The organism is Micromonospora sp. MH99 (genome assembly GCF_021442385.1).
Lineage (GTDB): Bacteria > Actinomycetota > Actinomycetes > Mycobacteriales > Micromonosporaceae > Micromonospora.
Map to the genome: position 1 here is coordinate 193,186 of NZ_MUZA01000001.1, position 24,359 is coordinate 217,544.

Genomic DNA, 24,359 nt, shown 5'->3' on the forward strand with positions numbered 1-24,359 from the left:
GCTTCTCGAACGCGGACGGCGGATGTCGGCGGGATTCCCACCCACAGGCAATGGTGATCCGATCGACATCCATCACCACCCGTACAACGTTATAGAGGCACCTCGACCACTCCGTCAATTGCCGGGCGTCAATGCCGGAGCCGGGGCAGGAGCCGGACCGGGCGTGACCGGTACTTCGGGGCACCTCAGCGCAGCGCGGCGAGCTTGGCCTCGATCGCGCCGGTGCCGGCCTCCCGCAGGGACACGAGGATGTCCAGCGCCTGCTGCCAGGCCACGCGGGCCGGGCCGGCGTCGCCTGCGGCGAGGTGAGCGTCGCCGAGGCTCACCAACGCATCCGCCTCCAACCGTCGATGACCGATCTCGCGACGCAGGCGGACGGCGTGCTCGTGGCAGGTGACCGCCTCCGTGAACGCGTCGAGCTGCAGGTGGGCGTGCCCGAGACTGGCCCACGTGATCGCCTGGCCGAGGACGTTGTCGACAGACGTGAACAGGGCCAGTGCCTGATCGCAGCTCTCGATCGCGGCGTGGTGGTCGCCGAGCTGACCGTGCGACCAGCCGACCGCGTTCAGCGCGAAGGCCTGGCCGGTGACGTGTCCGGCCTGCCGGTGCAGGCGCAGCGCCTCCAGGGCGTGGGCGAGGGCCTGCTCGGGATGCCCGGTCCGGTCATGGATCCACCCGAGGTTGAGCTCGACCCGGGCCTGCCCGGCGAGGTCGCCCAGCCGCCGGTACCTGTCGTACGCCAGCTCCAGGTGGCGCTGCGCGTCGGCGTACTGCGCAAGCGCGATGTCGGCGAAGCCGAGCACCCCGTGGGCGTACGCCTCGGCCCGGTCGTCGGCCAGCCGGACGGCCGCCGACAGCGCCGCCCGCAGGCTGCTGGTCCAGTCCTGGAAGTAGCCGCGCTGGTTGAGGTAGGTGGTGATCGCCCAGGCGAGGTGACACGTGTGGCGGTCGAATCCGTGGTCGCTCGCCAGCCGCAGGGCCGAGAGCAGCACCGGGTGCTCGTCGGTGAACCACCACGTCGCGGCATCGCGATCGGCCAGCGCCACCGGCGCGACCCCGGGCCCGGGCGGGTCGATCGGCAGCCGGTCCCGCTGCGGATAGAGCAGCTCGTCGGCGGCGTACGCGACGGACAGGTAGTGGTCGAGCAGGCGGGACCGGGCGGCGTGACGACTCGCCTCGCTGTCCTCGGCCGCCGCCAGCTCGGCGGCGTACGCGCGGAGCAGATCGTGGTACGTGAACCGTCCTGGGCGGTGCTCGGTGAGCAGGTGGGCCCGAGTCAGCTCGGCCAGGTGGCGGTGGGCCTGCGCGAGCGTGATCCCCGCGATGCTGGCCGCCGCCGCGACGGCGAAGTCCGGGCCCGGATGGACGCTCAGCAGACGGAACAGCCGGGCGGTGGGCTCATCGAGGGTCCGGTACGACCACGACATGACCAGCCGCAGGTCGGTGACCGGTTCGCCGCCGTCGAAGGCATCCAGGCGCCCGGCCACCTGGCGCAGACTGGCCGCCAGGTCCATCAGTCGGAATCCACTGTGGATGGCTGCCCGGGCGGCGACGACGGACAGCGCCAGGGGCAGCCCGGCGGAGGCGCTGACGATGGCGTCCACGGCCTCGGGCTCTGCGGTGACGCGCTCCGCGCCGAGGCGTCGGGTCAGCAGTTCGCGGGAGTCGGCCCCGGACATGACGTCCAGGGTGATCGGATGAGCGCCGTTCACACTGACCAGACCCAGGAACTGGTCCCGACTGGTGACGAGGACGAAGCAGCCCGGAGCGCCCGGCAGCAGCTGGCGTACCTGGTCGGCATCGCCGGCGTTGTCGAGGACCACCAGCACCCGCCGGCCGCCCAGCAGACTGCGATATCGAGCGACCTGCTCATCCAACGCCGTCGGCGGACGGGCGTCCGGTCCCGCGAGAGCGTTGACGAATCCGGCGAGCGCCGTGCTCGGGCTGACCGGGACGCCACCCGGGTCGAAGCCGCGAAGGTTGACGTAGAGCTGGCCGTCGGGAAACTGCGCGGCGACGCGATGAGCCCAGTGCACCGCGAGCGCGGTCTTGCCCACCCCGGCGGTGCCGGAGACGATCGCGAGACCCATCGCGGTCGGCTGATCCGCCGCTCGGGCCAGAATCCCGTCGAGGCGGGCCAGCGCATCGGCGCGGCCGACGAAGCCGAAGCCGTCCGCCGGCAACTGCGCCGGAACGCCGCTGGTGGCGGCAGGGGTCGGCGTACCGGAGAGGAACCGGTCCCGTCGGACCCCGCGCAGGCCGAAGGCGTCGGCCAGCAGCAGCATCGTCGCGGGTCGCGGTCGCGCGATCCGTCCCGCCTCAAGGTCCCGGAGATGCCGGACCGACAGCCCTGTCTTCGCGGCCAGATCCTCCTGCGTCAGCGCGCTGTGACGCCGAAGCTCCTGTACGGCCTCCCCGAACACGGGGGTCACGGTATCGACGGTGTTCAGTGCGGGCAATCGGCCATACGACGCATGTGATCGGTCGGTGGTGACAGCGGAGCTGCCGGAGGAGGTCCGCGATCGCCGTCACGGTCGGTCGTGCGCGCCTCTCGTATGGACGATCTCGCCCGATTCGAGATCACCCACCGTGGTCGATGTGGACACCCCCTCGTTTGAGCCCTACAGTCTCGCCACCGGTTCACGTTCAATCACGGGGGTTGAGATGGTGCCTGGCCGCTCGATGCTGCCTGCCTTCTTTCTGAGACGTTCCCGATTCACCGCCGCCAGCGTCGCAGCCGTGGTCGTGGGTTCCCTGCTCATCGCGCCGTCATCCGTCGAGGCGGCGGCGCCCGCCGCGGAGCCCGCCAATCCGTCGGTCGCACCGGACGCCGCGTCGGCCGTCGCCCAGGCGAAGCGTTCCGGCCGTCGGGTGGAGGTCGCCGACGCCCGTACCGAGCTGACGCAGGTCTTCGCGAACCCGTCCGGCGGTTTCACGTCGGAGTCGGCGGTCACGCCGCAGCGGGTCCGCCGTACGGACGGGTCGTGGGCGCCCGTCGACCTGACGCTGCGAGCCGGGGCGGGCGGCGCGCTGCGTCCGGTCGCCTCGGTGGCCGACGTGCGGTTCTCCGCCGGCGGCAAGGGCCCGGCGGTGACGCTGGTCCGACAGGGCAGGTCGCTGACCCTGTCCTGGCCGGGTGGGCTGCCGAAGCCGACAGTCAGCGGCGACTCGGCCACCTACCCGGAGGTGCTACCGGGCACGGATCTGGTGCTGCGGGCCACCCGTACCGGCTTCACGCACGTCTTCGCGGTCAAGAACGCACAGGCCGCGGCCAACCCTGCGCTCCGCACGCTCCGCTTCGACCTCGGCGGCGACGCCCGCGTGGTGCGCGGCGCCGACGGACGGCTTTCCGCGATGGCGGGTGCCGAGGTGCTCGCCTCGGCGGAGCCCGCCGTGATGTGGGACTCGAACACCACGCCGTCGGCCGTCGCGAGGTCGATGGCCGGCGGTGACGCCGAGGGTGGCCCTGAGCTGGCCCGCTCCACGGCGGCAGCGCCGGGCGACGTCGCGAAGACGGCCGCCGTCGGTGTCGAGGTGGCCGGGGGTGACCTGGTGCTGCGTCCGGACACCGGCCTGCTCTCGACCGCGGCGGCCTTCCCGGTGTTCATCGACCCGGCGTGGTCGACGGGCAAGTCCCGGTGGGCGTACGCGACGAACAACAACACCAACAACACCGACACGTCGGTGGCGCGGGTCGGCCGGGATCCGGACAGCGGCAAGATCTATCGCTCGTACTTCGACTTCCCGTTGACGTCGATGAAGGGCAAGCACATCGAGTCCGCGTACGTCCAGATGAAGCTGGACCACTCGTGGTCGTGTGGGAACACGCCGACGTACCTGTACCACTCGGCGGGCATCTCCTCGACGCCGCGGACCGCGTGGGCACCGAAGTTGAACAGCTTGAAGTCGACGGCGCAGTCGCACGCGAACGAGGGCTCCGGTTGCTCGGACTCGCCGCAGCCGGACATGACCGTCAACTTCACCGGCTCGGCCGTCACCAGCATCATCCAGACCCACGCCACCAACAAGTCAGCCAGCATCACCATGGGTTTCTGCGCGTGCAGCGCCACCGACGGCTCGGGTGAGTCCACCACCGACCGCTACAAGAAGTTCTGGCCGAACAGCGCGAAACTGATCGTCGACTTCGACTCCATCCCCGGGGCGCCGAACAACCTCCAGGTTCACGGGGTCGCCTGCCCGACCGGCCAGCGGATCGGCATCGGCACGCTGAACCCGACCCTGTCGGCGATCTATCCGGACGCCGACACCGGTCAGGCGCTGCGCACGACGTACGAGTGGCTCCAGATCCCCACCACTGGGGGCTACAACGACTCCACGCCCCGCAAGACGGCGCCGGCGGGGGCGTCGGTGCCGGCCAACGGCCGCTCCACCACGGCCGCCCTCTCCGGTCTGGTCGAAGGCGGCGCCTACGCCTTCCGGGCCAGGTCGACCGACCCGTCGCCGTACAGCATGACCAGCGCCTGGTCCGCGTGGTGCGAATTCACCGTGGACACCAAGGTTCCTCCGGTGACCGTCAGCCTCACGTCGTCGAACCCGAATCCCCTGCCCGGTACGGTGGCGACGTTCGGCCTCAGCACCACCGACACCACGGTGGCCAAGTTCCGGCACGGCTGGGTCTCCCCGACCAACGAGGTGCCCGCGGTGAGCACCTGCGTCAACGGACCGTCGGGCACCGTCTGCACCAAGACCGCCACGGTCTCGGCCATCGTGCCGAAGTACGGCCTGAACACGTTCCAGGTCTCGGCGGTGGACAGCACGGGCAACATCGGACGGGCCTCGGTCGAGTTCACGGCGAGCCGGCCGTCGCCGGCCGTCGCGCGGTGGGGCCTGCAGAGTTACCCGGGGGTGACCCAGGCGCAGGCCCTGGCCGACGGTCAGCCCGCGCTGGGAGGCGACACACCGTTGACGGCAACGAACGTCACCTGGCCGAACGACGTGCGCCTGGTCGGCGGTCAGGCGGCCACGCTCGGCGGGCCTGCCACCGGCGGTTACCTGTCGACGTCCGGGCCGGTCGTCAACACGACGAGTTCGTACAGCGTGGCGGCGTGGGTGCGGCTGCCCAGCGTGCCGGCGAACAACATGGCCATCGCGACGCAGAGCGGTGCGTGCGACTTCGGGTTCTTCTTCGGCATCGTCCAGGTCTCGGGAGTGCCGAAGTGGAACGTCACCATGCGCAACGGTGACTGCACCGGTGCTGCTTACACAGTCCTGCACGCGCCGACGGCGATCTCGGCGGCCGATGTCAACCGCTGGCGGCACGTCGCCTTCTCCTACGACCAGGCGGCCCGCACCCTGACGCTGTTCGTGGACGGCGCGGCTGTCGCTTCCACGCCGTGGACGACCGCGTGGAACGCCGCCGGCCCGTTCCACGTCGGCCGGAACTACGCCCAGAACACCAAGGTTTCCGACAACTTCTTCAACGGATCGCTTGTCGACGTCCAGGTCTTCGACCGGGCGCTGGTGGGTGACGACTTCACCGGCCAGCTCGCGGAAACCCCAGGCTCCGGTGGCGTCGACGAGCCGGGGATGCTGAGTCCGACCCTGGTCGGTGACTGGGACTTCAACGGGGCCGTCCCCTGCTACGTCCAGTCGACCGACCCGGACCTGTGCAACGCCCCGGAGTCCGGTCAGTTCGGTCGTCGTCTCGGGTTGACCGTCGGTACCGACGTCGGCAGCGACAGCCGCAGCTTCCTGCGGTTCAACTCGCAGGGGCTGGAGGACCCCAACCAGGTCACCACGGAGTACGGCCACTCGATGAAGAACGTCGGTGGCGCCTGGCAGGACACCCGAGTGGCGAAGACAAACGACTCGTTCTCGGTGTCGGTGTGGCTGCGGCCGGAGTCGCTCGGCATCCAGACCGCTGTCGCCCAGATCGGCACCAGGAACTCCGCCTTCTACCTGGGGCAGCGGACGAAGACCGTGAACGGGGTCACCGGGAACTGGTGGTCCTTCAGCCTCTTCGGCCTGGACACGTCGCCCCAGAACGGGAATGTCGTGGACATCATGATGACCTCCCGGCAGATGAACGCGGAGGACGACCTGTCCACCTGGACCCACCTGGTCGGCGTCTACGACCTGGGCCGCCGTGAGGCCCGTCTCTACGTCAATGGCGAGCGCGTGGCCGCCGTGCCGTTCCCGAGCACCTTCACGGGGGCCTTCGACGCCACCGGGCCGGTCTGGGTCGGTGCCTCCCAGTACCAGCCGCCGGGCCAGGCGATCCAGACCGTCGACAAGTGGGATGGCGACGTGTCGAACCTCAGCCTCTATCAGGGGGCACTGACCGACGTCGACGTCAAGCAGCTCAACGACAGGCAGTCGGTGGCGGACGTCACGCCTACCGACTGATCCGCTCACGGTGTGCGCGCCGGCCGGCCCTCGGGCCGGCCGGCGCCCTCCTCGGCAGTCGTACCAGCACGTCAACCAATCTCCGGAACAGTCGCCTGTGGAGACATGGGTGAACACACCCTTCGGACAACCCGCAAACCCCTACGCCCGCCGGCAGGTCAAGAAGGTGCCCAGCGCCGCTCGCGGCGCCGGTCTGGCCGAAGCCGGGTAAGGCGTCCGTGACGCTGCCCGCCCCGGCCACCGGCCAGCGTGGGGTCGCTGCGTCGCGGGTGCGTGCCGGTGCCCTGCCGGTGACGGTGGGCCGGGCGTCCAGCACCGCGGGAGCCCGGACCGACGCCGTCTCGGTGGAGGTGCGTTCCGGCACCTCGCCGGGCCCTATCGCGTAACCGCGGGGCTGGCCGAGGGGCGACCGATGGTCGGCGGGGACCCGCCGCCGCGGCGCAGTCGCGTGTCCGCGGCGAGCAGTGTGAGGGCCGCCAGCGTCAGCAGTCCACCGATGAGTGCCAGCGGGCGTGCCCCCGAGATCGGCAGGAGGGTGCCGCCAAGCAGCGATCCGCCGGCGATGCCGGCATTGAAGGCAGTACTGACGCCGGCCGACGCGATGTCGGTGCTGCCGGGAGCCAGTTGCAGCATCCGGTTCTGCACTGCGGAGCCGAACGCCGCGTAGGCGAGGCCGATGGCGGCGAGAAATGCGACCGCGCCGTGCCGGAGCGTGCCGAGCGCGTACATGCCGAACAGCGCGGCAGTGCCGATGCTCAACGGCGTCAAGAGGGAGGCGATGGGTCGGGTGTCCAGCGTCCGGGCCGCGGCCAGGGTGCCGAGGACGCCCGCGGTGCCGGCGGCGAACAGCAGCGGCGCCAGGGCCGCGTCGGCGAAGCCGCTGATGTCGAGCAGGAACGGTGTGATGTAGGTCTGCAGGGTCATGAAGCCGCCGATGCCGAGGGCTGTGGCGATCAGCAGCACGGCGAAGCGCCGCCCGTCCGGTGCGGTGCCCCGGGCCGCGCCACCCGCCGCCGGGGGATATGACGGCAGAAGGACGAACACCGCGGCGGCGATCGCCAGCCCGGCTCCGGCCAGCACCGCGAACGCCACGCGCCAGCCGGCTTGCTGCCCGAGCCAGGTGCCGAGCGGTACGCCGAGCACGGGGGCGAGCGTCGCCCCGGTCGCGAACAGCGCCACCGCCCGGCCGCGCACGGCGACCGGGAAGGGCCCGATCACTGTCGCCGTGGCGACGGACCAGAACATCGCCTGGGCGAGAGCGGTCACGAGACGCGAGCCGGCGAGCACCGCGTACGTCGGGGCGAGCGCGGCGGCGGCGTTCGCTACGGCGAACAGGAACATGGTGGCGCCGAGAAGGTGCCGCCGGGGAATCCGCTGGGTCAGTCGGGTCAGCGGCACCGATGCCAGCACGACCACGACGGCGTACCCGCTGACCAGCAGGCCCACCTGCGAGCGGGACCGGTCGAGGTCGGGTGCGATGTGGGTCAGCAGGCCGACGGGCAGCAACTCCGTCGTGATGAACGCGAACGCGGCGAGGGAGAGCGCGACGAGCACGGCCCTGGCCCTTCGCGGTGACACCTCTGACGCCATGGCCCACCCCCCGTTCCTGATCACCGTAATCGAGGGCTCCGCCTGCGCGAACGGCAGAGCCCCCCGGTCGGCGGGCGGTCGCCGTCAGATGGTGATGACGACCTTGGCCCGCGCGTGCTCGCCTTCGAGATACCGGATGGCCGCGGGCACCTCGTGCAGTGGATACGTGCGGTCGATGACCGGGGTGAGACGGCCGGCCTCGACGTGGGTGCGCAACGCGTCGAGGTGCTGCCGGCCCGGTGTCGTCGTGAGCGTGACGATGCGCTGTCGGACCAGCGGGGCCAGCAGCCGTCCGCGCGCGAGCAGCCCGACCGGCCCGATGAGGCTGCCACCGTCGTACACGCCGCCGCCGGAGAGCACCAGCGTCCCGGTCGGTGTCAGCGCCCGCCGCAGCTCCCTGAGTGAGCGGTTGCCGACCAGGTCGAACACGACGTCGTGGCGGTCCGCGCCGCGGGTGAAGTCGTCGCGGCGGTAGTCGACGACGTGGTCGGCGCCGAGCGAGCGGACCAGGTCGACGTTGCGGGTGCTGCACACCCCGGTCACGGTGGCGCCGAGCGCCTTGGCCAGTTGCACGGCGAGGGTGCCGACGCCGCCGGAGGCGCCGTTGATGAGGACGCGGTGGCCGGGCTCGACGCACCCGGCGTCGCGCAGGCCCATGAGCGCGGTGATGCCGGCCAGGGGCAGGGCCGCCGCCTGCTGCGGGGTCAGGTTCGCCGGCATCGCCGCGACCAACGTCTCGGGCACGCAGACGTACTCGGCGAACGCCCCGTTGGCCTCGCCGAGGTCGCCGAACACCGCGTCGCCCGGCCGCACCTGCCGGACGTCGGCGCCGACGGCCTCGACCCGGCCGGCGAAGTCGCGGCCACGGATGCGCGCCCGGGGCCGCGTCCGGCCCATCGCCAACCGCGCCATCCGGGGATCGCCGCGCATGGCATGCCAGTCGTACGCGTTGAGCGAGGCCGCCTCGACCCGTACGAGCACGTCGCCCGGGGCGGGCGTCGGCGTGGCGACCTCGGCGAGCGCGAGGGTTTCCGGTGGGCCGTATCGGTCCTGAACGATCGCCTTCATGATCCCTCCCGAGGGGTGTACGGCGTACACTGACGGTAGGTGTACGCCGTACACCTGTCAAGACGGTTATGGTTCAACGACCGCCGGACAGGACGAGGACGAGATGGCTGAGCAGGCTGAGACGCTGCGCCGGACGCCGCTGAGCAGGGATCGCGTCCTGCGTGCCGCAGTGGCGCTCGCCGACGAGGCCGGCATCGAATCACTCAGCATGCGCAACCTCGCCCAGGATCTGGGCGTCGTGCCGATGGCGCTCTACAAGCACGTGGCCAACAAGGACGAACTGCTCGACGGCATGATCGACGTGATCGTCGGCCAGATCGACCCGCCCGCGTCCGACACCAACTGGAAGGACGCCATCCGCCGGCGCATCCTCTCGGCGCGGGAGGTGCTGCGCCGTCACCCCTGGGCGGCGCTCGCGATCGAATCCCGGAACATGGCGACGCCGGCCATCCTCGCCTACCTCGACTCGGTGGTCGCGACCTTCAAGGCCGGCGGGTTCTCCGCCAACCTCGCCCACCATGTGATGCACACGATGGGCAGCCGGGTGCTGGGCTTCAGCCAGGAACTGTTCGACGCCTCCCGCCAGGCCGGTCGCTCCGGAGCCACCAGCCCCGAGCCGCCCGCCGCCCTACCGCCGGAGTTCGCCGACCGGTTCCCGCACCTGGCCGAGATCGCCGGGGCGGCGTCCCACGACGACCAGTCGGTCGTCGGGCAGGGCTGCGACGACCAGTTCGAGTTCGAGTTCGCGCTGGACCTGCTGCTCGACGGCATCGAACGGCTCCACCAGCAGGGCTGGACATCGCCACGGCGAGGCCGCTGAGGCGAGGGCTCGCACCGCCGGCTCGGCGAGGTGGCGCGCGGCTCTGATTCTTCACTCCGATGTCACCACGCGACCCCCCGGGTGACGTGTCGATGTCTGTCGGCCGGAGTTGGCTGTCAGCCGTCGCACTTGCCTTGACCAGGAGCTGATCCGCGTGCCTTCCTCCCGTCGTACCTTCCTCGCTGGCGGCGCCGCCGCCGGTGTGGGCCTTGCCGTCGCCGGTGGCCTGCCGTCCCTGGCGCAGGCCAGCCCCAGCCGGCCGCACTCGCCCGTCAAGGGCGGCCACCTGCCCTTCCCGCCGCTGGTGGACGACCCCAAGGGGGTCCTGGCCCTGCCCGCGGGCTTCAGCTACACAGTGGTCACCCGGACCGGCGTCACCCGACTCGACGGTGGCCAGGGCACGACCCCGTCGGACCACGACGGCATGGCCGTCTACGACGCCGGCCACGGCCGCTACACCCTGATCCAGAACCATGAGATCGACCCCGGCGCCGAGTTCGGCGTGCCGCACGTCAAGGGCACTGTCTACGACCCGGGCGCCGTCGACGCCGGTGGCTGCACCGTCATCACGACGGACCGTGCGGGGCGCAACCTGGGCGAGTTCGTCGCCCTCTCCGGCACCGTCTCCAACTGCGCCGGTGGGCCGACCCCGTGGGGGACCTGGCTCACCTGCGAGGAGACCGAGGACCGGGCCGGCGATGCGTGGGAGGAGGGTGGCCGCACCGGCGCCTTCGCGAAGGACCACGGGTACGTCTTCGAGGTCTGGGCCGACGGCAGCGCCGACCCGCGGCCGATCAAGTGCCTCGGCCGCTACTCCCACGAGGCCCTGGCGGTCGACAAGGACCGCACCCACGTCTACCTCTCCGAGGACGCGGACGGGCCCAACGGGCTCTTCTACCGCTGGACCGCCCCGGCCGGGGTCAAGCTGGGCCCCGGGGTGCTCACCCGCCTCGCGCCGAACGCCGGCGTCCTCGCCGCGATGCAGATCATCATGGACGACGGCTCCGTGCTGCCGGACGTCGCCTACCTGACCTCCGCCCAGCTGGGCCGCCCGTTCCCGGTGTGGTGGATCGCGGTGCCGGACCGCGACGCGCGGACCACGTCCGTACGCGAGCAGTTCGCCGACGGCCAGGTCACCCGGGGACGCAAGTTCGAGGGCGTGTGGGCCACCGACGAGGGCGTGTACGTGGTCAACTCGTACGCCTGGGACGAGGGTGACCTGCCGGCGGACGCGGCGCCGCACGACGGCATGGTCTGGTTCTACAACTTCAAGGACCAGACCATCCAGCTGGTGACGTACTTCCCGCACCAGACGCAGTCCGAGGAGGGGACGCCGGTCAAGTACACCGACCTCACCTTCGACGGTCCGGACAACGTCACCGTCACCCCGTGGGGCAGCCTCGTGCTCGCCGAGGACGGCTCGGGCGCCTCGCACGTGCTCAGCACGATCCCGGGCGGCCCGACGTACCCGATCGCCCGGAACCAGCTCAACGATTCGGAATTCTGCGGGCCGACCTTCAGCGCCGACGGCAAGGTGCTCTTCGTCAACATGCAGGACCCCGGCCTCACCCTGGCCATCACCGGCCCGTGGGAGAAGTACCTGGGCTGACCGGCGGCGGGGCCGCAGGTCGTCGACAATGGCAAGTGTGCGTCCCGCCTTCGTCCTGCACGACCACCGCAAACCCCGACCGCACTTCGACCTGCGGCTCGAGGAGAACGGTGTGCTGCGCTCGTGGGCGGTTCCCCGTGGCCTGCCGGACAGTCCCAGTGACAACCGGCTCGCGATCGCGGTGCCCGACCACGACCTCGATCACCTGACCTACACCGATGCCGACAAGTCGATAGCCGACATCGGCACGTGGGAGGAGCACGACCGCACCGACCGCCGGATGCTGTTCACGCTGCACGGGCGCACCGGCAGCAGGCGGTACGCGCTCATCCGTACCGGCGAGGGGTGGCTGCTCCACCTGACGAAGGAGCAGCCACCGGGCTGAAGCTCACGCAGGCCCCGTGGCCCGGCACGTCGGCGCGGACTGTCGAGGCGGCGGTTCCGGGCCGGCCGGACGCGGTCGGCCCGCAACGCGCTGCGAGCTGGTCAGCTGACCCGCACCAGGCGCCAGTTGTTCCTGGTGCTGCCGTTGTCGGTGTACTGGACGGCCTGGGCGCCCCAGGTGCTGGAGCCGTTGAGGACGGCGAGCACCTTGCCGCTGTTGACGTTGCGGATCCGGTAGGAGCCGTCGCTGTTGGCCACCAGGGTCCAGCGGTGGTCGGCCGTTCCGTTGTCGCTCCACTGCAGAACGCGGGCGTTGTCGGCGGTCGACATGTTCTCGACGCCGAGCACCTTGCCACTGTTGGCGTTGCGGAACCGGAACGCGCTGCCGTCGGTGACCCGGACCCAGTTGTGGTCGGCGGTGCCGGTGTCGCCCCACACCACGGCCAGACCGCCGTCGGCCGTGGACATGTTCTGCACGCCGAGAACCACGCCGGTGTCGGCGTGGACCAACTTGTAGGTGTCCCCGGTGCTGGTGCCGCCGCTCACGTTCGCCACGAAGGTCATGATGCTGCGCGGGGGCAGCGTGACGGTCAGGGAGCCGTTCGACATGGTGAGCGCGCCCTGGGGCGCGACGTTGCGGCTCCCGTCGGTCAGCCAGTTCGTGACACTGCCGGACGCGGAGGTGTTCGACAGGGTGAACTGCTGGCTCACCGACGAGGTGTTCTTGTTGACCGCGACGATCACGACTGTGTCGCCGCCCCGGTACGCCGAGACGTAGACGTTCGACGCGGGGTTCGCCGTCGCGTCGATCCGCACGTACCCGGGGCGGACGAACCTGGCGAAGTGCGCCATCATCGCGCCGCGCTTGCTGATCTGGCCGTCCTCGCGCATGGGGCCGTAGCTGCGCCGGAGGTACCACCAGACGTACGCCTGGAACTCGGCGTCCACCATCGCGTGGTGGATGTGCTCGCCCACGTCGAGCGCCTCGGGCCAGGCGTCGCCGGAGTTGGTGTTGCTGTTGGGGTAGTAGACCTCCGTCATCCAGAGTTCCTTGCCCGCGCCCTTCTGCTTGAACAGGGGGTAGGGGAAGTTCGAGTACGACGTGCCGTAGAGGTGCGCCCCGATGATGTCGACGTTGGCCAGGGCCGTGGAGTCGTTCAGGATCGGGTCCGACATGGACTTCACGTACTGGAAGGACTCGGGGGCGATGACCCTGGTGCTGATCGAGCCGGCGTTCTCCCGCAGGAAGCGGACCATCTCGGTGGACGTCCACCACGTCCACTCCGTCGCGTAGTCGGGCTCGTTCTGCACCGAGATGGCGTACAGGTTGACCCCGTTGTTGCGCAGGTGGGTGGTGAAGTCGTTGAGGTGCTGGGCGTAGGCGCCGTACGAGCTGTACCGGAGGCGCTTCGCGTTGGTCTGACCGCCGCGGGTGAAGGTCTCGATCATGCTGGCCGGGGGATTCCACGGCGACGCGAAGACGGTCACGCCGAGCTCGGCCGCGCGCTGCGCCGTCGCCAGGTCGGCGCTCCAGTCCGCCTGGTTCTCGCCGACGGGGATCCGTAGCAGGGAGAACCCCAGCCGGCCCTCGCCGGTGCCGAACGCCGTCTCCCGCTGCGCGGCCGTCAGGTCGCCGATCCACGCGGCGTGGGCCATGGCGCCGAAGCCTCGGATCGTCTGCCGCTGTGCCGACAGGTTGATGGTCGCCGGCGCCGCCGAGGCTTCCGTGGCCCCCGCGACCGCCGCGATCGTCGCGACCGGCACGGCCCCCATCGTCGTCAGCATGGTTCGCCGGCTCAGCAGTCTCGGCTCGTCGCGTACCGGCTTGTTCTGCTCGTTCGTCATGTCTCGTCCTCCTGGCTGATGGTGGTACGCGCCGTCGCGGTCCCATCGGCCCGGTCGGCACCGGTTCGCAGCGTCGACACCGAGAGTGACGGTGGTGACCGATCTGGTTTCGATCTGATGACGTAACTGTTAACGCTAACAATCACCGGAGTCTAAGTTCCGTCCACGCCAGGGGTCAAGGACGAGTAGGCAGGTGCGCGGACGAACGCGCTGCGTCACCGACGACTTCGGCGTAATCCCAGCTCAGAGGCTCGCAAAGTCGCGACGGCGGCAACGAGGTTCGCGGATCTCCTCGGAGCGCGGGCCGGTGGGCGTGACCGCGGCGTCGGCCTCCCGGGCCTGACTAATGTCATGCATACCGATGCGCCCCGCACCGGATTCCGTGACTAAGCGCACTGGGGCGCACCACCTGCCGTCGATGAGACTCGATGCAACGCCGGAACAACAGCCGGCCGGGTTCGAGAGGAGGCGGGACGGTGGACGAACGCTACGACAGCTACTGCGCGGCGGACCGGCTGTTCTACGACTCGCTCGGCAGCGCCGTCGCACAGCCCGTCTTCCCGGCCGCCGAGCGCCCCGTCCCGACCGGGTGGCGCCGCGAGCCGCTCGACGACTGGCTGATCTACGCGCCCGACGGCGGCTCGCTGCCGCAGCAGGGCTGGAAGATCCACGTGTCGGCGGGCCTGACGAACGCCGAGCGGGTGCTGGACGCCGTCTGGAACTACTGCGTCCCCCGCGGCCTCTCCTTCAAGTTCCTCCGCGGGCCCCGCACACTGCTGCTGCGCAACTCCAAGTACGCCGCGCGGGCCGCCAGCGGCAAGTTCATCACCGTCTACCCGCGCGACGACGCGGAGCTGGAGCTGGTCTGCAAGGAGCTGGACGAGCTGCTCACCGGCGAGACCGGCCCGTACATCCTCAGCGACCTGCGCTACGGCGACGGCCCGGTCCACGTGCGCTACGGCGGCTTCGCCGCGCGCTACTGCCACTCGCCCGACGGTCAGGTGGTGCCGGCGATCGAGGACGACTCCGGCGCGCTGGTGCCGGATCGCCGAGAGCCGGTCTTTCACGTGCCGTCCTGGGTCACCCTGCCCGACTTCCTCGGCCCGCACCTGGCCGCCCGCAACGACACCAGCACCAACCAGGTGCCGTACCGCATCGAGAAGGTGATCCACTTCTCCAACGGCGGTGGGCTGTACGTGGGCCGGGATCTGCGTACCGACACCGAGGTGGTGCTGAAGGAGGCCCGACCGCACGCCGGCCTGGACGCTGACGGCACGGACGCCGTCGCCCGGCTGGCCCGCGAGGCGCAGGCCCTGCGGCAGCTGGCCGACCTGCCGCAGGTGCCGCGGGTGCACGACGAGTTCGCCCTCGGCGAGCACCGGTTCCTCGCGCTGGAGTTCATCGAGGGTCGGCCGCTGAACAAGGTGCTTGTCGACAGGTACCCGCTGATCGACGCCGACGCGACCGACGAGGACCGGGCGGCGTACGCCCGCTGGGCCCGGCACATCCACGAGCAGGTCGAGTCCGTCGTCGCGGCGATCCACGAGCGCGGCCTGGTCTACGGTGACCTGCACCTGTTCAACATCATGATCCGGCCGGACGACCAGGTCGCCCTTGTCGACTTCGAGGTGGCCGCCCCGATCGCCGGGCACCGCCGGCCCGGACTGCGCAACCAGGGCTTCGCGGCCCCGCGGGACCGCACCGGCCCGGCGGTCGACAGGTACGCCCTGGCGTGCCTGCGGTTGGCGCTGTTCCTCCCGCTGACCCAGCTGGTGCGGCTCGCGCCGGCGAAGGCGGCGCACCTGGCCGACATCATCGCCGCGAACTTCCCGGTGCCGAGGTCCTTCCTCGACCCGGCCGTCGAGGAGATCGCCGGTGGCCCCCGGGTCGGCGACCCGGACGGGGCTCCCGACGCGGACGAGTGGCCCATCACGCGGGACCGACTGACCACGGCGATCCTGGCGAGCGCCACCCCCGAGCGCGACGACCGGCTCTTCCCCGGCGACATCGAGCAGTTCCGCAGCGGCGGCCTCAACCTCGCCCACGGGGCGGCCGGAGTGCTGTACGCGCTCGACGCCAGTGGCGCCGGTCGGTGGCCCGAGCACGAGGACTGGCTGGTGCGACGGGCGACAGCGCCACCGTCCGGCACCCGCTGCGGCTTCTACGACGGCCTGCACGGTGTGGCCTACGCCCTCGATCACCTCGGACGCCGCCAGGACGCGCTGGACGTGCTCGACATCTGCCTGCGCGAGCCCCTGGACGGGCTCGACCACAGCCTGGCGAGCGGGTTGTCCGGGATCGCGCTCAACCTGGCCGAGCTGGCCGGACGCACCGGGGAGGCGTCGTTGCGCGACGCCGCCTGGCGGGCCGCCGAGCGGGTGATCGGGCAACTGGCCGACGATCCGGGCCCGGACGTCAGCGGCGGACGCAACCCGTACGCCGGGCTGCTGCGCGGCCGGACCGGAGCGGCGCTGATGCTGCTGCGGCTCTACGAGCTCAGCGGTGACGACGAACTGCTTGGGCACGCCGCCACGGCGCTGCGCCAGGATCTGCGCCGGTGTGTGCTGCGGCCGGACGGTGCCCTGGAGGTCAACGAGGGCTGGCGGACCATGCCGTACCTGGCGCACGGCAGCATCGGTATCGGGCTGGTCCTCGATGCGTACCTGCGCCACCGGGCCGACGACCGGTTCGCCGAGGCCAGCGCGGGGATCCGCCGCGCGGCGCGGTCACCGTTCTACGCACAGTCCGGGCTCTTCGCCGGGCGTGCCGGCATCATCGCCTACCTCGCCGCCTCGGGTCACGACGCCGACCGCCGGGAACTCGCCGCGCAGGTGGACCGGCTGACCTGGCACGCGCTGCCGTACCGGGACGGGACCGCGTTCCCCGGCGAGCAGTTGCTGCGGCTCTCCATGGACTTCGGCACCGGCACCGCCGGCGTGCTCTACGCGCTGGCCTGCGCGCGACGTGACGAGCCGCCGGTGCTGCCCTTCCTCGCGCCCCTGTCGGGCGCGCAGAGACTCCCTCGCGACAGCGAGGGCGACAGGATCGACGAACGGATGGAAGGGAGGTGAACGACATGGCGCTTCTGGACCTCCAGGGCCTGGAGATGGCTCCGGCCGACCGCACGGGTGGCGGTAGCCGGGCGAGCCTGCTGCTCTGCGGCGACAGCTCGCTCTCCGTCACGACCTGCAACTGATCCATCGCAGAACGCGGTCGCCCTGGGCGGGTAGACGTGCCCACCCAGGGCGACCGCGTAGCACTGGGAGGACCGATGCCGACGTTCGAGGCGGGGGACCGGCTGCTGAGGCGGACGGTTCTGGCCGGCGGCGGCTGGACCGGTGGACTCGCGGCGGTCGCGCTGCTCGGCGCGGCTGCCGAACTGTTGCTGCCCGCGGCCCTCGGCCACGCCGTCGACGCCGCCCTCGCCGGCGGCTCCGGTTGGTGGGCGGTGGCCGCCGGTGCCCTGGTCGTCGTCCTCGTCTGCGTCGACACCCTCACCGACCTGGCCAGCGGGTTCGGCGCGGCACGCGCCACCGCCGGACTCCGCCGTCGCCTGCTGCGCCACCTGTTCGCCGTGGATGTCCGCACCACCCGCCGCTATCCCGTGGGTGATCTCGTCGGCCGGTTGGTCGGCCAGGCCGCCGACGCGGGACAGGCCGGCAACGCCGTGGTCCTGGCCGTCGTCGCGGTGCTTCCACCACTGGGCAGCGTCGTCGCGCTCGCCATCATGGAACCGGTCCTGGGGATCACCCTGCTCGCCGGCCTCGGCCTGCTCGCCGTCCTCATGCGCGCCTTCGTGGCCGACGCCTCGGCCGCCACCGCCGGATACCAGCGGGTGCTCGGCGCCATCGCCGGCCGACTGCTGGAATCGCTGACCGGCTCCCGGACCATCGCCGCCGCCGCCACCGTCCACCGTGAGGAGGACCGGGTGTTGGCAGCCCTACCGGAGCTGGGGCTGCACGGCCGGCGCGCGTGGGAACTGCTGGCGCGGGCGAGCGCGCGTACGTCCGCCGTGGCGCCGCTGCTGAACCTGAGCGTCATCGCGGTCGGCGGGTACGCCCTGACCGCGGGCTGGCTCACGCCGGGCGAACTGGTCGCCGCCGTCCGGTACGCCGCCATGGGCGCCGGCCTCGGTGGGGTGCTCGCCACCCTGAACCACCTGGTCCGCAGCCGCGCGGGAGCACACCGGGTCGCCGAGCTGCTGACCGAGCCCGCCGCGCCCTCGGGCGAGCGACAGCTTCCACCCGGCGGCGGGGCCCTGCGACTGCGCGGGGTACGCGTGCACGCCGACGACGGCCGGCCCATCCTGGATGGCATTGACCTGGACGTACCGGCCGGCGCGATAGTGGCCGTCGTCGGAGCGTCCGGTGCCGGCAAGTCGACACTGGCCGCCGTGGCGGGACGCCTGCACGACCCCGACGGCGGTGAGGTGCGCCTGGACGGCGTGCCGCTGCGCGACCTCGACGGGGCGGCGCTGCGCCGAGCCGTCGGCTATGCGTTCGACCAGCCGGTGCTGATCGGCGCGACAGTCCACGACGCGATCGGTCTGGCGCTGCCGGTCGAGTCCGCGACGCCACCGGCCGACGCGAGCCCGGCCACGCCTGCGGTCCTTCGGGGGGCCCGCGGGGCGGCGGTCGCCGACGTGATCGACCGTCTGCCCGACGGCTACCGCACCCCACTGGTGGACACCCCGCTCTCCGGAGGCGAGACCCAACGCCTCGGTCTGGCCCGGGCGTTCGCCGCCGAGCGGCTGCTCATCCTGGACGACGCCATGTCCAGCCTGGACACCGCGACCGAGCACCGGATCACCGAGGCGGTTCTGGGACGCGGCGGCGAGCGGACCCGCCTGGTGGTCACCCATCGGATCGCGGCGGCCGCCGCGGCCGACCTCGTCGCCTGGCTGGACGGCGGTCGGCTGCGCGGCCTGGCGCCGCACCGGCGACTCTGGGCCGACCCGGACTACCGTGCCCTCTTCCAGCCGGCCGGCGGTGGGCTGTGAGCCGTCCCAGCGTACGACTGGTGACCTGGCGGGCGCTGCGGGCCCGCCGGCGCGACGTCGCCCGGCTCTGCGGCTGGTCGCTCGTCGAGGCGCTGCCCGCGCTGCTCGCCGGCCTCCTGGTCGCGCGCGCCGTCGACGACGGCTTCCTGGCCGGACGGTTCCTCAACGGCCTGGCGTGGCTGGGGGCGCTCGCCGTGACGGTGCTGATCGGCGCGGCGGCGACCGGTCGGACGTACCGCAGCCTCGGCGCCGTGGTCGAGCCGTTCCGCGACGAGGTGGCCGCCCAGGTGGTCCGGGGTGCCCTGCGCGACGCCACCCGGGTCGGTGGTCGCCCGGACAGCGCGGCCGTGACCCGGCTGACCCACCAGATGGAGATCGTCCGCGACACCTTCGCCGGTCTGCTGATGGTGACCCGCGGTTTCCTCTTCTCCGCCGGCGCGGCCCTGCTCGGTCTGCTCGCCCTGGCGCCGGTGGTGGCGGCGTTGGCCGCCGCGCCACTGGTCGTCGGCCTGGTCGTGTTCCTCGCCGCGCTGCCCGCGATGGCCGGGCACCAGCGCGCGTACGTCCGGGCTGGTGAACAGCTCGGCCAGTCGGCGTCGGCCGCGCTGGCCGGTCACCGCGACGTGCTGGCCTGCGGCGCGCAGGCGCGCGTCACTGCCGACGTCGAACGCCGGGTGTTGGCACAGGCCGCCGCCGAACGCGCCCTCGCCCGGATGGCGGTGATCCGCAGCCTCAGCCTCGCCATCGGCGGCTGGCTGCCGCTGGTCGTGCTGCTCTCGGCCGCTGCGTGGCTGGTCGAACGCGGATTGACGGCGGGCGCGGTGCTGGGGGCGCTGATCTACGTCTCCACCGGCCTGCAACCGGCCCTGCACACGCTGGTGCAGGGCATCGGCGGCGGCGGGCTGCGGTACGCGGTCACCCTGGAGAACATCCTGCGGGCCGGACCGGTGTCCGACGAACCCCGCCGGCCCGCTCCCACCACCCGGACGCCACGCGCCCGCCCACCGGCCCGTCCGGTCGACGGCGCACCGGCCGTCGAGGTCCGCGGACTGACCTTCGGCTACGGCCCGCGCGCCCGGCCCGTTCTCCGGAACTTCGCGCTGACGCTGGCCGAGGGGGATCACCTCGCCGTGGTCGGCCCGAGTGGCGTGGGCAAGTCCACACTGGCCGCCCTGCTGGCCGGTCTGGTGCCGCCGCAGGCGGGTACGGTCCGCCTAGGCGGCGCGACGGTGGCCGACGCCGAGCCGGCCGATTTGGCCCGGATGAGGGTGCTGGTGCCTCAGGAGGCGTACGTCTTCACCGGCAGCCTCGCCGACAACCTCCGCTACCTGCGGCCGGACGCCGACGACGCCCTCCTGGAGGACACCCTCGCCGCGCTCGGTGCGGGCCCCCTGGCGACCCGTCTGGGCGGTCTGGACGCGCCGGTCGTGCCGGCTCTGCTCTCCGCCGGTGAACGGCAGCTCATCGCGGCGGTGCGGGCCTGGCTGGCGCCCGTCCCGCTGGTGGTCCTCGACGAGGCGACCTGTCACCTGGACCCGGCGTTGGAGGCGACAGTCGAGAGTGCCTTCGCCCGGCGGCACGGCAGCCTCGTGGTGATCGCGCACCGGATCAGCTCCGCGCTGCGGGCTGATCGGGTGCTGGTCCTCGATGGCGACGAGCCCGTGGTGGGTACGCACGAGCAGTTGTTGGCCCGCTCGGTGACGTACCGGGCGCTCGTCGGCTGCTGGGACGACCCGGTGGCGCTGTCCCGAACGGGGGCGCGGCTGAGCTGAATCGCGCGCCCGAGCCGACGGCGCCGTCAGATCCAGCCTGCCTCGCCTGCCATCCGTACGGCCTCCACCCGGGTGCGCGCACCCACCTTGCGGGTGATACGACCGAGATGGTTGCGGACGGTGCCCCGGCTGAGCCCGAGCGACGCCGCCACCTCCGCGACCGGCGCCCCGGCCGCTGTCAGCGTCAACACCTCGGTCTCGCGGCTGGTCAGCGGGCCGTTCGAGCGCAGCGCAGCGACGACGAGATCCGCGTCGAGCACGGGCTGTGAGCGGGCGAGCCGGCGGATCCCGTCGATGACCCGCTGGGGGCCGGCGTCGCTGCGCAGGATGCCGACCGTCCGGGTCGGGCAGAACAGGCCGCGCAGTCGCCGGGCCCGATGTGGGTGTGCCAGCAGCAGCACGGGGCACCTACCGAAACGGCTCGGATCGACTCCCTCGACCACGTCGAGGTCGGCCACCACCACGTCGGGGCGTTGGTCGCGGACGGCCGCGGAGACCGCGTCGCCGCGATCCACCTCAGCCACGACGCGGATGTCGTCCTCGGCGGCGAGGACGAACGACAGCGCGCCCAGCACCAGGGCACCGTCCAGGGCGAGCAGGGTACGGATCACGATGAACCTTCCCGCACTCCGAAGGTGATCACACTACGTCAATATTCAAACACGCATCCGTGGGGTCCGCACGGCGACGGGGGCGGGGCCGGGCACCTTGCGGCCCCGCCCCCCGACGGCTACAGCCAGCCGCTACTGCGCGCGCGCCACACCGCCTCCAACCGGTTGCGAGCACCGGTCTTGCGAAGGATCACCGAGAGGTGATTGCGCACCGTCCCGTGTGCCAGGTAGAGGCGGGCCGCGATCTCCTTCAGGGGCAGACCCTCGGCCGCCATCCGCAGCACGTCCATCTCCCGAGGGGTCAACGGGATCTCCGGAGGGCTCAGCACCGCCACCGCGGCGGCCGGGTCGATCGCCCGTTCGCCGGCGGCGAGCGCGCGGATCGCACGCACCAGCTCCTCCAGGGAGCTGTCCTTGCCGAGCAGCCCGCGTGCGCCGGCCGCCAGCGCGGCCTCCACCAGGGCGGGGCTCCACCGAGGGCTCATCGCCAGCACGGCGGCGTGCGGTGCCTCCGCGCTGATCCGGGTGACCATCTCCACCGGGTCGGGCGACTCCGGTGTCAGGGCCAGCACCACCACCTGGGGTCTGCACCGGCGCACCACGGTCAACAGTTCGCTGACGCCCTCGACGTCGGCGACCACTTTCATGTCCTCCTCACCTGACAGCGCGGCGCAGAGCGCACCGCGCAGTAAACCCATGTCCTCGGCGACGACAACGTGGATCACCACGTTTCTCCGATCTCAGGTACGCGTCACACCGGCCACCGATCCCGGAACGTTCACGGGCTGGTCAGGGCGGTCACGCGTGACGGACGGATAGGCATGGGCCCGGAGCCGTCACGGCAGACGGGCACGGGCACTGATCGACCAGGCCAGCGGATGGGACCGATCGTGTCGGTCGGCCACCCGGGTCGGTCGACCCGCCTCAGCCCGGGCGGGCGATCGCAGACGGAGCCCGGCTCTCGACGAGGAGTGGCACCCGGTCGCGGGGCGCCTCGGAAGCGAGGGGCGACTGCCGGTCGACCGGCCGGATCAGACCCGGCCCCGCCGTCGATCCATAGTCGACGCCGGCGGCCTCCTGGTCGACCGGCGCGACGGGCCGCCCGGGAAGGTAGCCGGTCACCGCCAACGGGGCCTGGCGTGCGGCGAGGTGCCCCGTCGAGGCCGTGGGATTGGTGGGGACGGCGACCGACATCGGCGGAGCGGCGGGAGGCGGCGCCGCTTCGACGCACACGGTCGGCGGCGCGGCGCGGACGGGTGACATCAGCGAGCGCACCGGTGGTGTCGGCACGGCCGCTGCGGGTGGCGAGCCGGTCATCGGCATGGTGGCCGGGCCGGGCGGCGGGTGAGCGGTAAGCGGAGGTGTCGCCGGGGGGATCACCGCCCGGAGAGCGGGCGGCAGGACGGCGTCGGTGACACGGAGCAGCGCCACGATGACGAACTGGATCGGCACCGCCCGCACGATGGTGACGACGTGCGGCAGTGGAGTGGCGATCAGGCCCACCGCGAGAGACCCGGCCGTCGCGGGCAGCGCGTGTGCCTCGGCTGCGGCGGGGACGGGCAGCGCCGCCGGATGGGCGCCCGACCGGGACGGGTGCCCTTGGCGAACCGGACGATGAGCCTTGGACGCTGGGGAGGCGGGCCGGAGCCGCGCGCGCTCGCCAGCCTCGGTCGGCGCGGCTGCGCCGACCCGGGGCAGCGGCACGGACCTGGGCGATGCCGCCGTCGACCGACGAGGCGGCGTCGAGGGTGTCCCGTCACGGGGGGCGACGACGTCGCCGATGGCCCCGGCCAGCGGGGCGCGGGGCCGATCCTGGCGGGGCTCGTCGGCCCGCGTGACGCGCGGGCGCTCACCCGCGGAGCGCTCGGTGACCGTGAGTCGTGCGATCGGCTCGACCAGGACGCGGAGCTGGCCATGAGGCTCGTCGCCGTGGTCGCCGTGTATCCCGTCGGCGGCGGCCGGCCCCTGAAACAGGGCGGCCAGGAGGAAACCGGCCCCGACGGCAGCCGCGAGCAGTACCAACCGCCGGGCGAGCCCGCGCAGTCGGCTGGCCACGAGCGCAGCCGATCGGCTCGGCGCAGGCATCGTCGCGGTTCCGTTGACGGGACTTCGCACGCGGGCACTACCCCCCTTCCCTTCTGGATTGCTGACCCATAGTAGCTATGCACTCACGTATTCGCATCTGGTGATGGACGCGGTTGTCGGCCGGATGGGGCCACCGCGCCCGCGGTGTCTGGCGGGGAGGCCCGCCGCCGGGTGTGTGATCCGTCCTCCCGACCAGGTCGGCGAACGCGCAGCCGCGCGTCCGGCGGTAGTGTCCCCAGCGTGGTGCGGCGGTGGGTTCTGGCGATATTGATGGCTGTCTTCGGCGTGGTGGTCCTGGTGTCTCAACTGGCCGACGGCTTACCCGTGGTCGGCGCTGTCGAGTTTCTGATCTTTTTGGCGCTGGCGTTGGTGCTGTCACCGTGGGCATTCCCCCGCTCGGTGGGCGCCGCCGAGGCGCAGCGGGCCAGCGCGGCGGACGGGCTGCCGATCATGTACTGGCGCCCCGGCTGTCGCTACTGCCTCCAGCTCCGGTTCTCGCTCGGCCGGCTCGCTCGGCGGGCGCACTGGGTGGACATCTGGCACGACCCGGCGGGTGCCGCCGCCGTCCGGGCGATAACCGGCGGCAACGAGACGGTGCCCACGGTCGTGCTCGGCGGTCAGGCCGTGGTGAACCCCGACCGCGCCTGGCTCCGCGAGCGACTCCGCTCGCTCTGACACGCCCGCCCCCGGCGGCAGGTTTTGCCGCACTTTTCGCATACGGCCGGTTGCGGCAAACCTCCCCGAGTCGGTCCCGGTTGCCGGCACGATGAGGTGGATTCGCTGGTACCACGGTGAGCGGGGGCGGGCGTGAACGACGGGTTGATGACCAGGCGGAGCGTCCGCGATGTCGCAGAGACGGTGGCGGCGCTGCGCGCCGAGGCGGAACGTGCGGGCGCGGCGGTGGCGGCGGTCGTCGACCACGCGGCGGCCGCTCGCAAGGTCGGGCTGAGCATGCCGGACACGCAGGTCATCATCTTCGGGAACCCGCAGGCGGGCACTCCGCTCATGCAGGCCCGTCCGGAGATCGCCATCGACCTGCCGATGCGCATCATGGTGCGCGACGACGGCCAGCCCGGTGCGCTGGTCACCTGGCAGGACCCCGCGTACCTCGCCGAGCGGTACGGACTGGGCGAGGACCAGCTCGCGCCCCTGAACGCCCCGGCCACCATCGCCTCCACGGTCCCGGACCGCTGAGCGGGCCACCAGCTGT

Annotated in this window: 17 protein-coding genes; 10 read left to right on the top strand and 7 right to left on the bottom strand. The window is 72.1% G+C overall.

Annotated elements, in window-relative coordinates; translation table 11 throughout:
• Nucleotides 1–185 precede the first annotated feature (185 nt).
• Nucleotides 186–2,432, bottom strand: coding sequence for a tetratricopeptide repeat protein (locus tag B0E54_RS00900; RefSeq protein ID WP_234581116.1), 2,247 nt, complete (start codon nt 2,430–2,432; stop codon nt 186–188).
• Nucleotides 2,433–2,739: 307 nt separating this feature from the next.
• Here B0E54_RS00900 and B0E54_RS32660 point away from each other — a divergent pair, with 307 nt between their 5' ends.
• Entirely contained in the window at nt 2,740–6,366 is a 3,627-nt protein-coding gene (locus tag B0E54_RS32660; RefSeq protein ID WP_234581117.1) for a LamG domain-containing protein, read from the top strand.
• Between the two features lie 375 nt (nt 6,367–6,741).
• On the opposite strand, the gene B0E54_RS00910 is transcribed toward B0E54_RS32660, so the two are convergent.
• Both B0E54_RS00910 and B0E54_RS00915 read right to left on the bottom strand, forming a co-directional pair.
• Nucleotides 6,742–7,956, bottom strand: a complete 1,215-nt coding sequence (locus B0E54_RS00910) for an MFS transporter (RefSeq protein WP_234581118.1) — start codon at nt 7,954–7,956, stop codon at nt 6,742–6,744.
• A gap of 84 nt (nt 7,957–8,040) precedes the next feature.
• A complete protein-coding gene (locus B0E54_RS00915) occupies nt 8,041–9,024 on the bottom strand; it encodes an NAD(P)-dependent alcohol dehydrogenase (RefSeq protein ID WP_234581120.1) in 984 nt (327 codons plus the stop codon).
• A gap of 103 nt (nt 9,025–9,127) precedes the next feature.
• Between B0E54_RS00915 and B0E54_RS00920 the strand changes: the two genes are divergently transcribed.
• The 3 genes from B0E54_RS00920 (at nt 9,128) to B0E54_RS00930 (ending at nt 11,838) form a co-directional block, all read left to right on the top strand.
• Nucleotides 9,128–9,844 carry a TetR/AcrR family transcriptional regulator gene (locus tag B0E54_RS00920; RefSeq protein WP_234581122.1) on the top strand — a complete coding sequence of 239 codons (717 nt, stop codon included), beginning with the start codon at nt 9,128–9,130 and terminating at the stop codon, nt 9,842–9,844.
• A 154-nt stretch (nt 9,845–9,998) separates the two neighbouring features.
• Nucleotides 9,999–11,453 (top strand): alkaline phosphatase PhoX, encoded by a 1,455-nt coding sequence (locus tag B0E54_RS00925; RefSeq protein WP_234581123.1) that lies wholly within the window; start codon nt 9,999–10,001, stop codon nt 11,451–11,453.
• A 28-nt stretch (nt 11,454–11,481) separates the two neighbouring features.
• A complete protein-coding gene (locus tag B0E54_RS00930; RefSeq protein ID WP_234581124.1) occupies nt 11,482–11,838 on the top strand; it encodes a DNA polymerase ligase N-terminal domain-containing protein in 357 nt (118 codons plus the stop codon).
• A 101-nt stretch (nt 11,839–11,939) separates the two neighbouring features.
• On the opposite strand, the gene B0E54_RS32665 is transcribed toward B0E54_RS00930, so the two are convergent.
• A complete protein-coding gene (locus B0E54_RS32665) occupies nt 11,940–13,682 on the bottom strand; it encodes an RICIN domain-containing protein (RefSeq protein ID WP_308195319.1) in 1,743 nt (580 codons plus the stop codon).
• A gap of 476 nt (nt 13,683–14,158) precedes the next feature.
• Here B0E54_RS32665 and lanKC point away from each other — a divergent pair, with 476 nt between their 5' ends.
• The 4 genes from lanKC (at nt 14,159) to B0E54_RS00960 (ending at nt 20,453) form a co-directional block, all read left to right on the top strand.
• Nucleotides 14,159–16,753, top strand: coding sequence for a class III lanthionine synthetase LanKC (gene lanKC, locus B0E54_RS00945; protein WP_234581127.1), 2,595 nt, complete (start codon nt 14,159–14,161; stop codon nt 16,751–16,753).
• Between the two features lie 5 nt (nt 16,754–16,758).
• Nucleotides 16,759–16,878 (top strand): SapB/AmfS family lanthipeptide, encoded by a 120-nt coding sequence (locus B0E54_RS00950; protein ID WP_013734295.1) that lies wholly within the window; start codon nt 16,759–16,761, stop codon nt 16,876–16,878.
• A 75-nt stretch (nt 16,879–16,953) separates the two neighbouring features.
• Nucleotides 16,954–18,681, top strand: a complete 1,728-nt coding sequence (locus B0E54_RS00955; RefSeq protein ID WP_234581128.1) for an ABC transporter ATP-binding protein — start codon at nt 16,954–16,956, stop codon at nt 18,679–18,681.
• Complete coding sequence (locus tag B0E54_RS00960; protein WP_234581129.1) at nt 18,678–20,453, top strand: ABC transporter ATP-binding protein; 1,776 nt, start codon at nt 18,678–18,680, stop codon at nt 20,451–20,453. Before B0E54_RS00955 ends, B0E54_RS00960 begins: the two co-directional genes overlap by 4 nt.
• A gap of 26 nt (nt 20,454–20,479) precedes the next feature.
• Here B0E54_RS00960 and B0E54_RS00965 read toward each other — a convergent pair whose 3' ends face one another.
• The 3 genes from B0E54_RS00965 to B0E54_RS00975 form a co-directional block, all read right to left on the bottom strand.
• Complete coding sequence (locus tag B0E54_RS00965; protein ID WP_234581131.1) at nt 20,480–21,064, bottom strand: response regulator transcription factor; 585 nt, start codon at nt 21,062–21,064, stop codon at nt 20,480–20,482.
• 119 nt (nt 21,065–21,183) lie between these two features.
• Nucleotides 21,184–21,789 (bottom strand): response regulator transcription factor, encoded by a 606-nt coding sequence (locus B0E54_RS32670; RefSeq protein WP_234581132.1) that lies wholly within the window; start codon nt 21,787–21,789, stop codon nt 21,184–21,186.
• Between the two features lie 199 nt (nt 21,790–21,988).
• Nucleotides 21,989–23,119, bottom strand: a complete 1,131-nt coding sequence (locus B0E54_RS00975; protein WP_234581133.1) for a hypothetical protein — start codon at nt 23,117–23,119, stop codon at nt 21,989–21,991.
• Between the two features lie 270 nt (nt 23,120–23,389).
• Between B0E54_RS00975 and B0E54_RS00980 the strand changes: the two genes are divergently transcribed.
• On the top strand, nt 23,390–23,824 hold the full coding sequence (locus tag B0E54_RS00980) for a glutaredoxin domain-containing protein (RefSeq protein ID WP_234581135.1): 435 nt from the start codon (nt 23,390–23,392) through the stop codon (nt 23,822–23,824).
• Nucleotides 23,825–23,971: 147 nt separating this feature from the next.
• Nucleotides 23,972–24,343: a DUF302 domain-containing protein gene (locus tag B0E54_RS00985; protein ID WP_234581136.1), complete on the top strand. Its 372-nt coding sequence runs from the start codon at nt 23,972–23,974 to the stop codon at nt 24,341–24,343.
• Nucleotides 24,344–24,359: the final 16 nt, after the last annotated feature.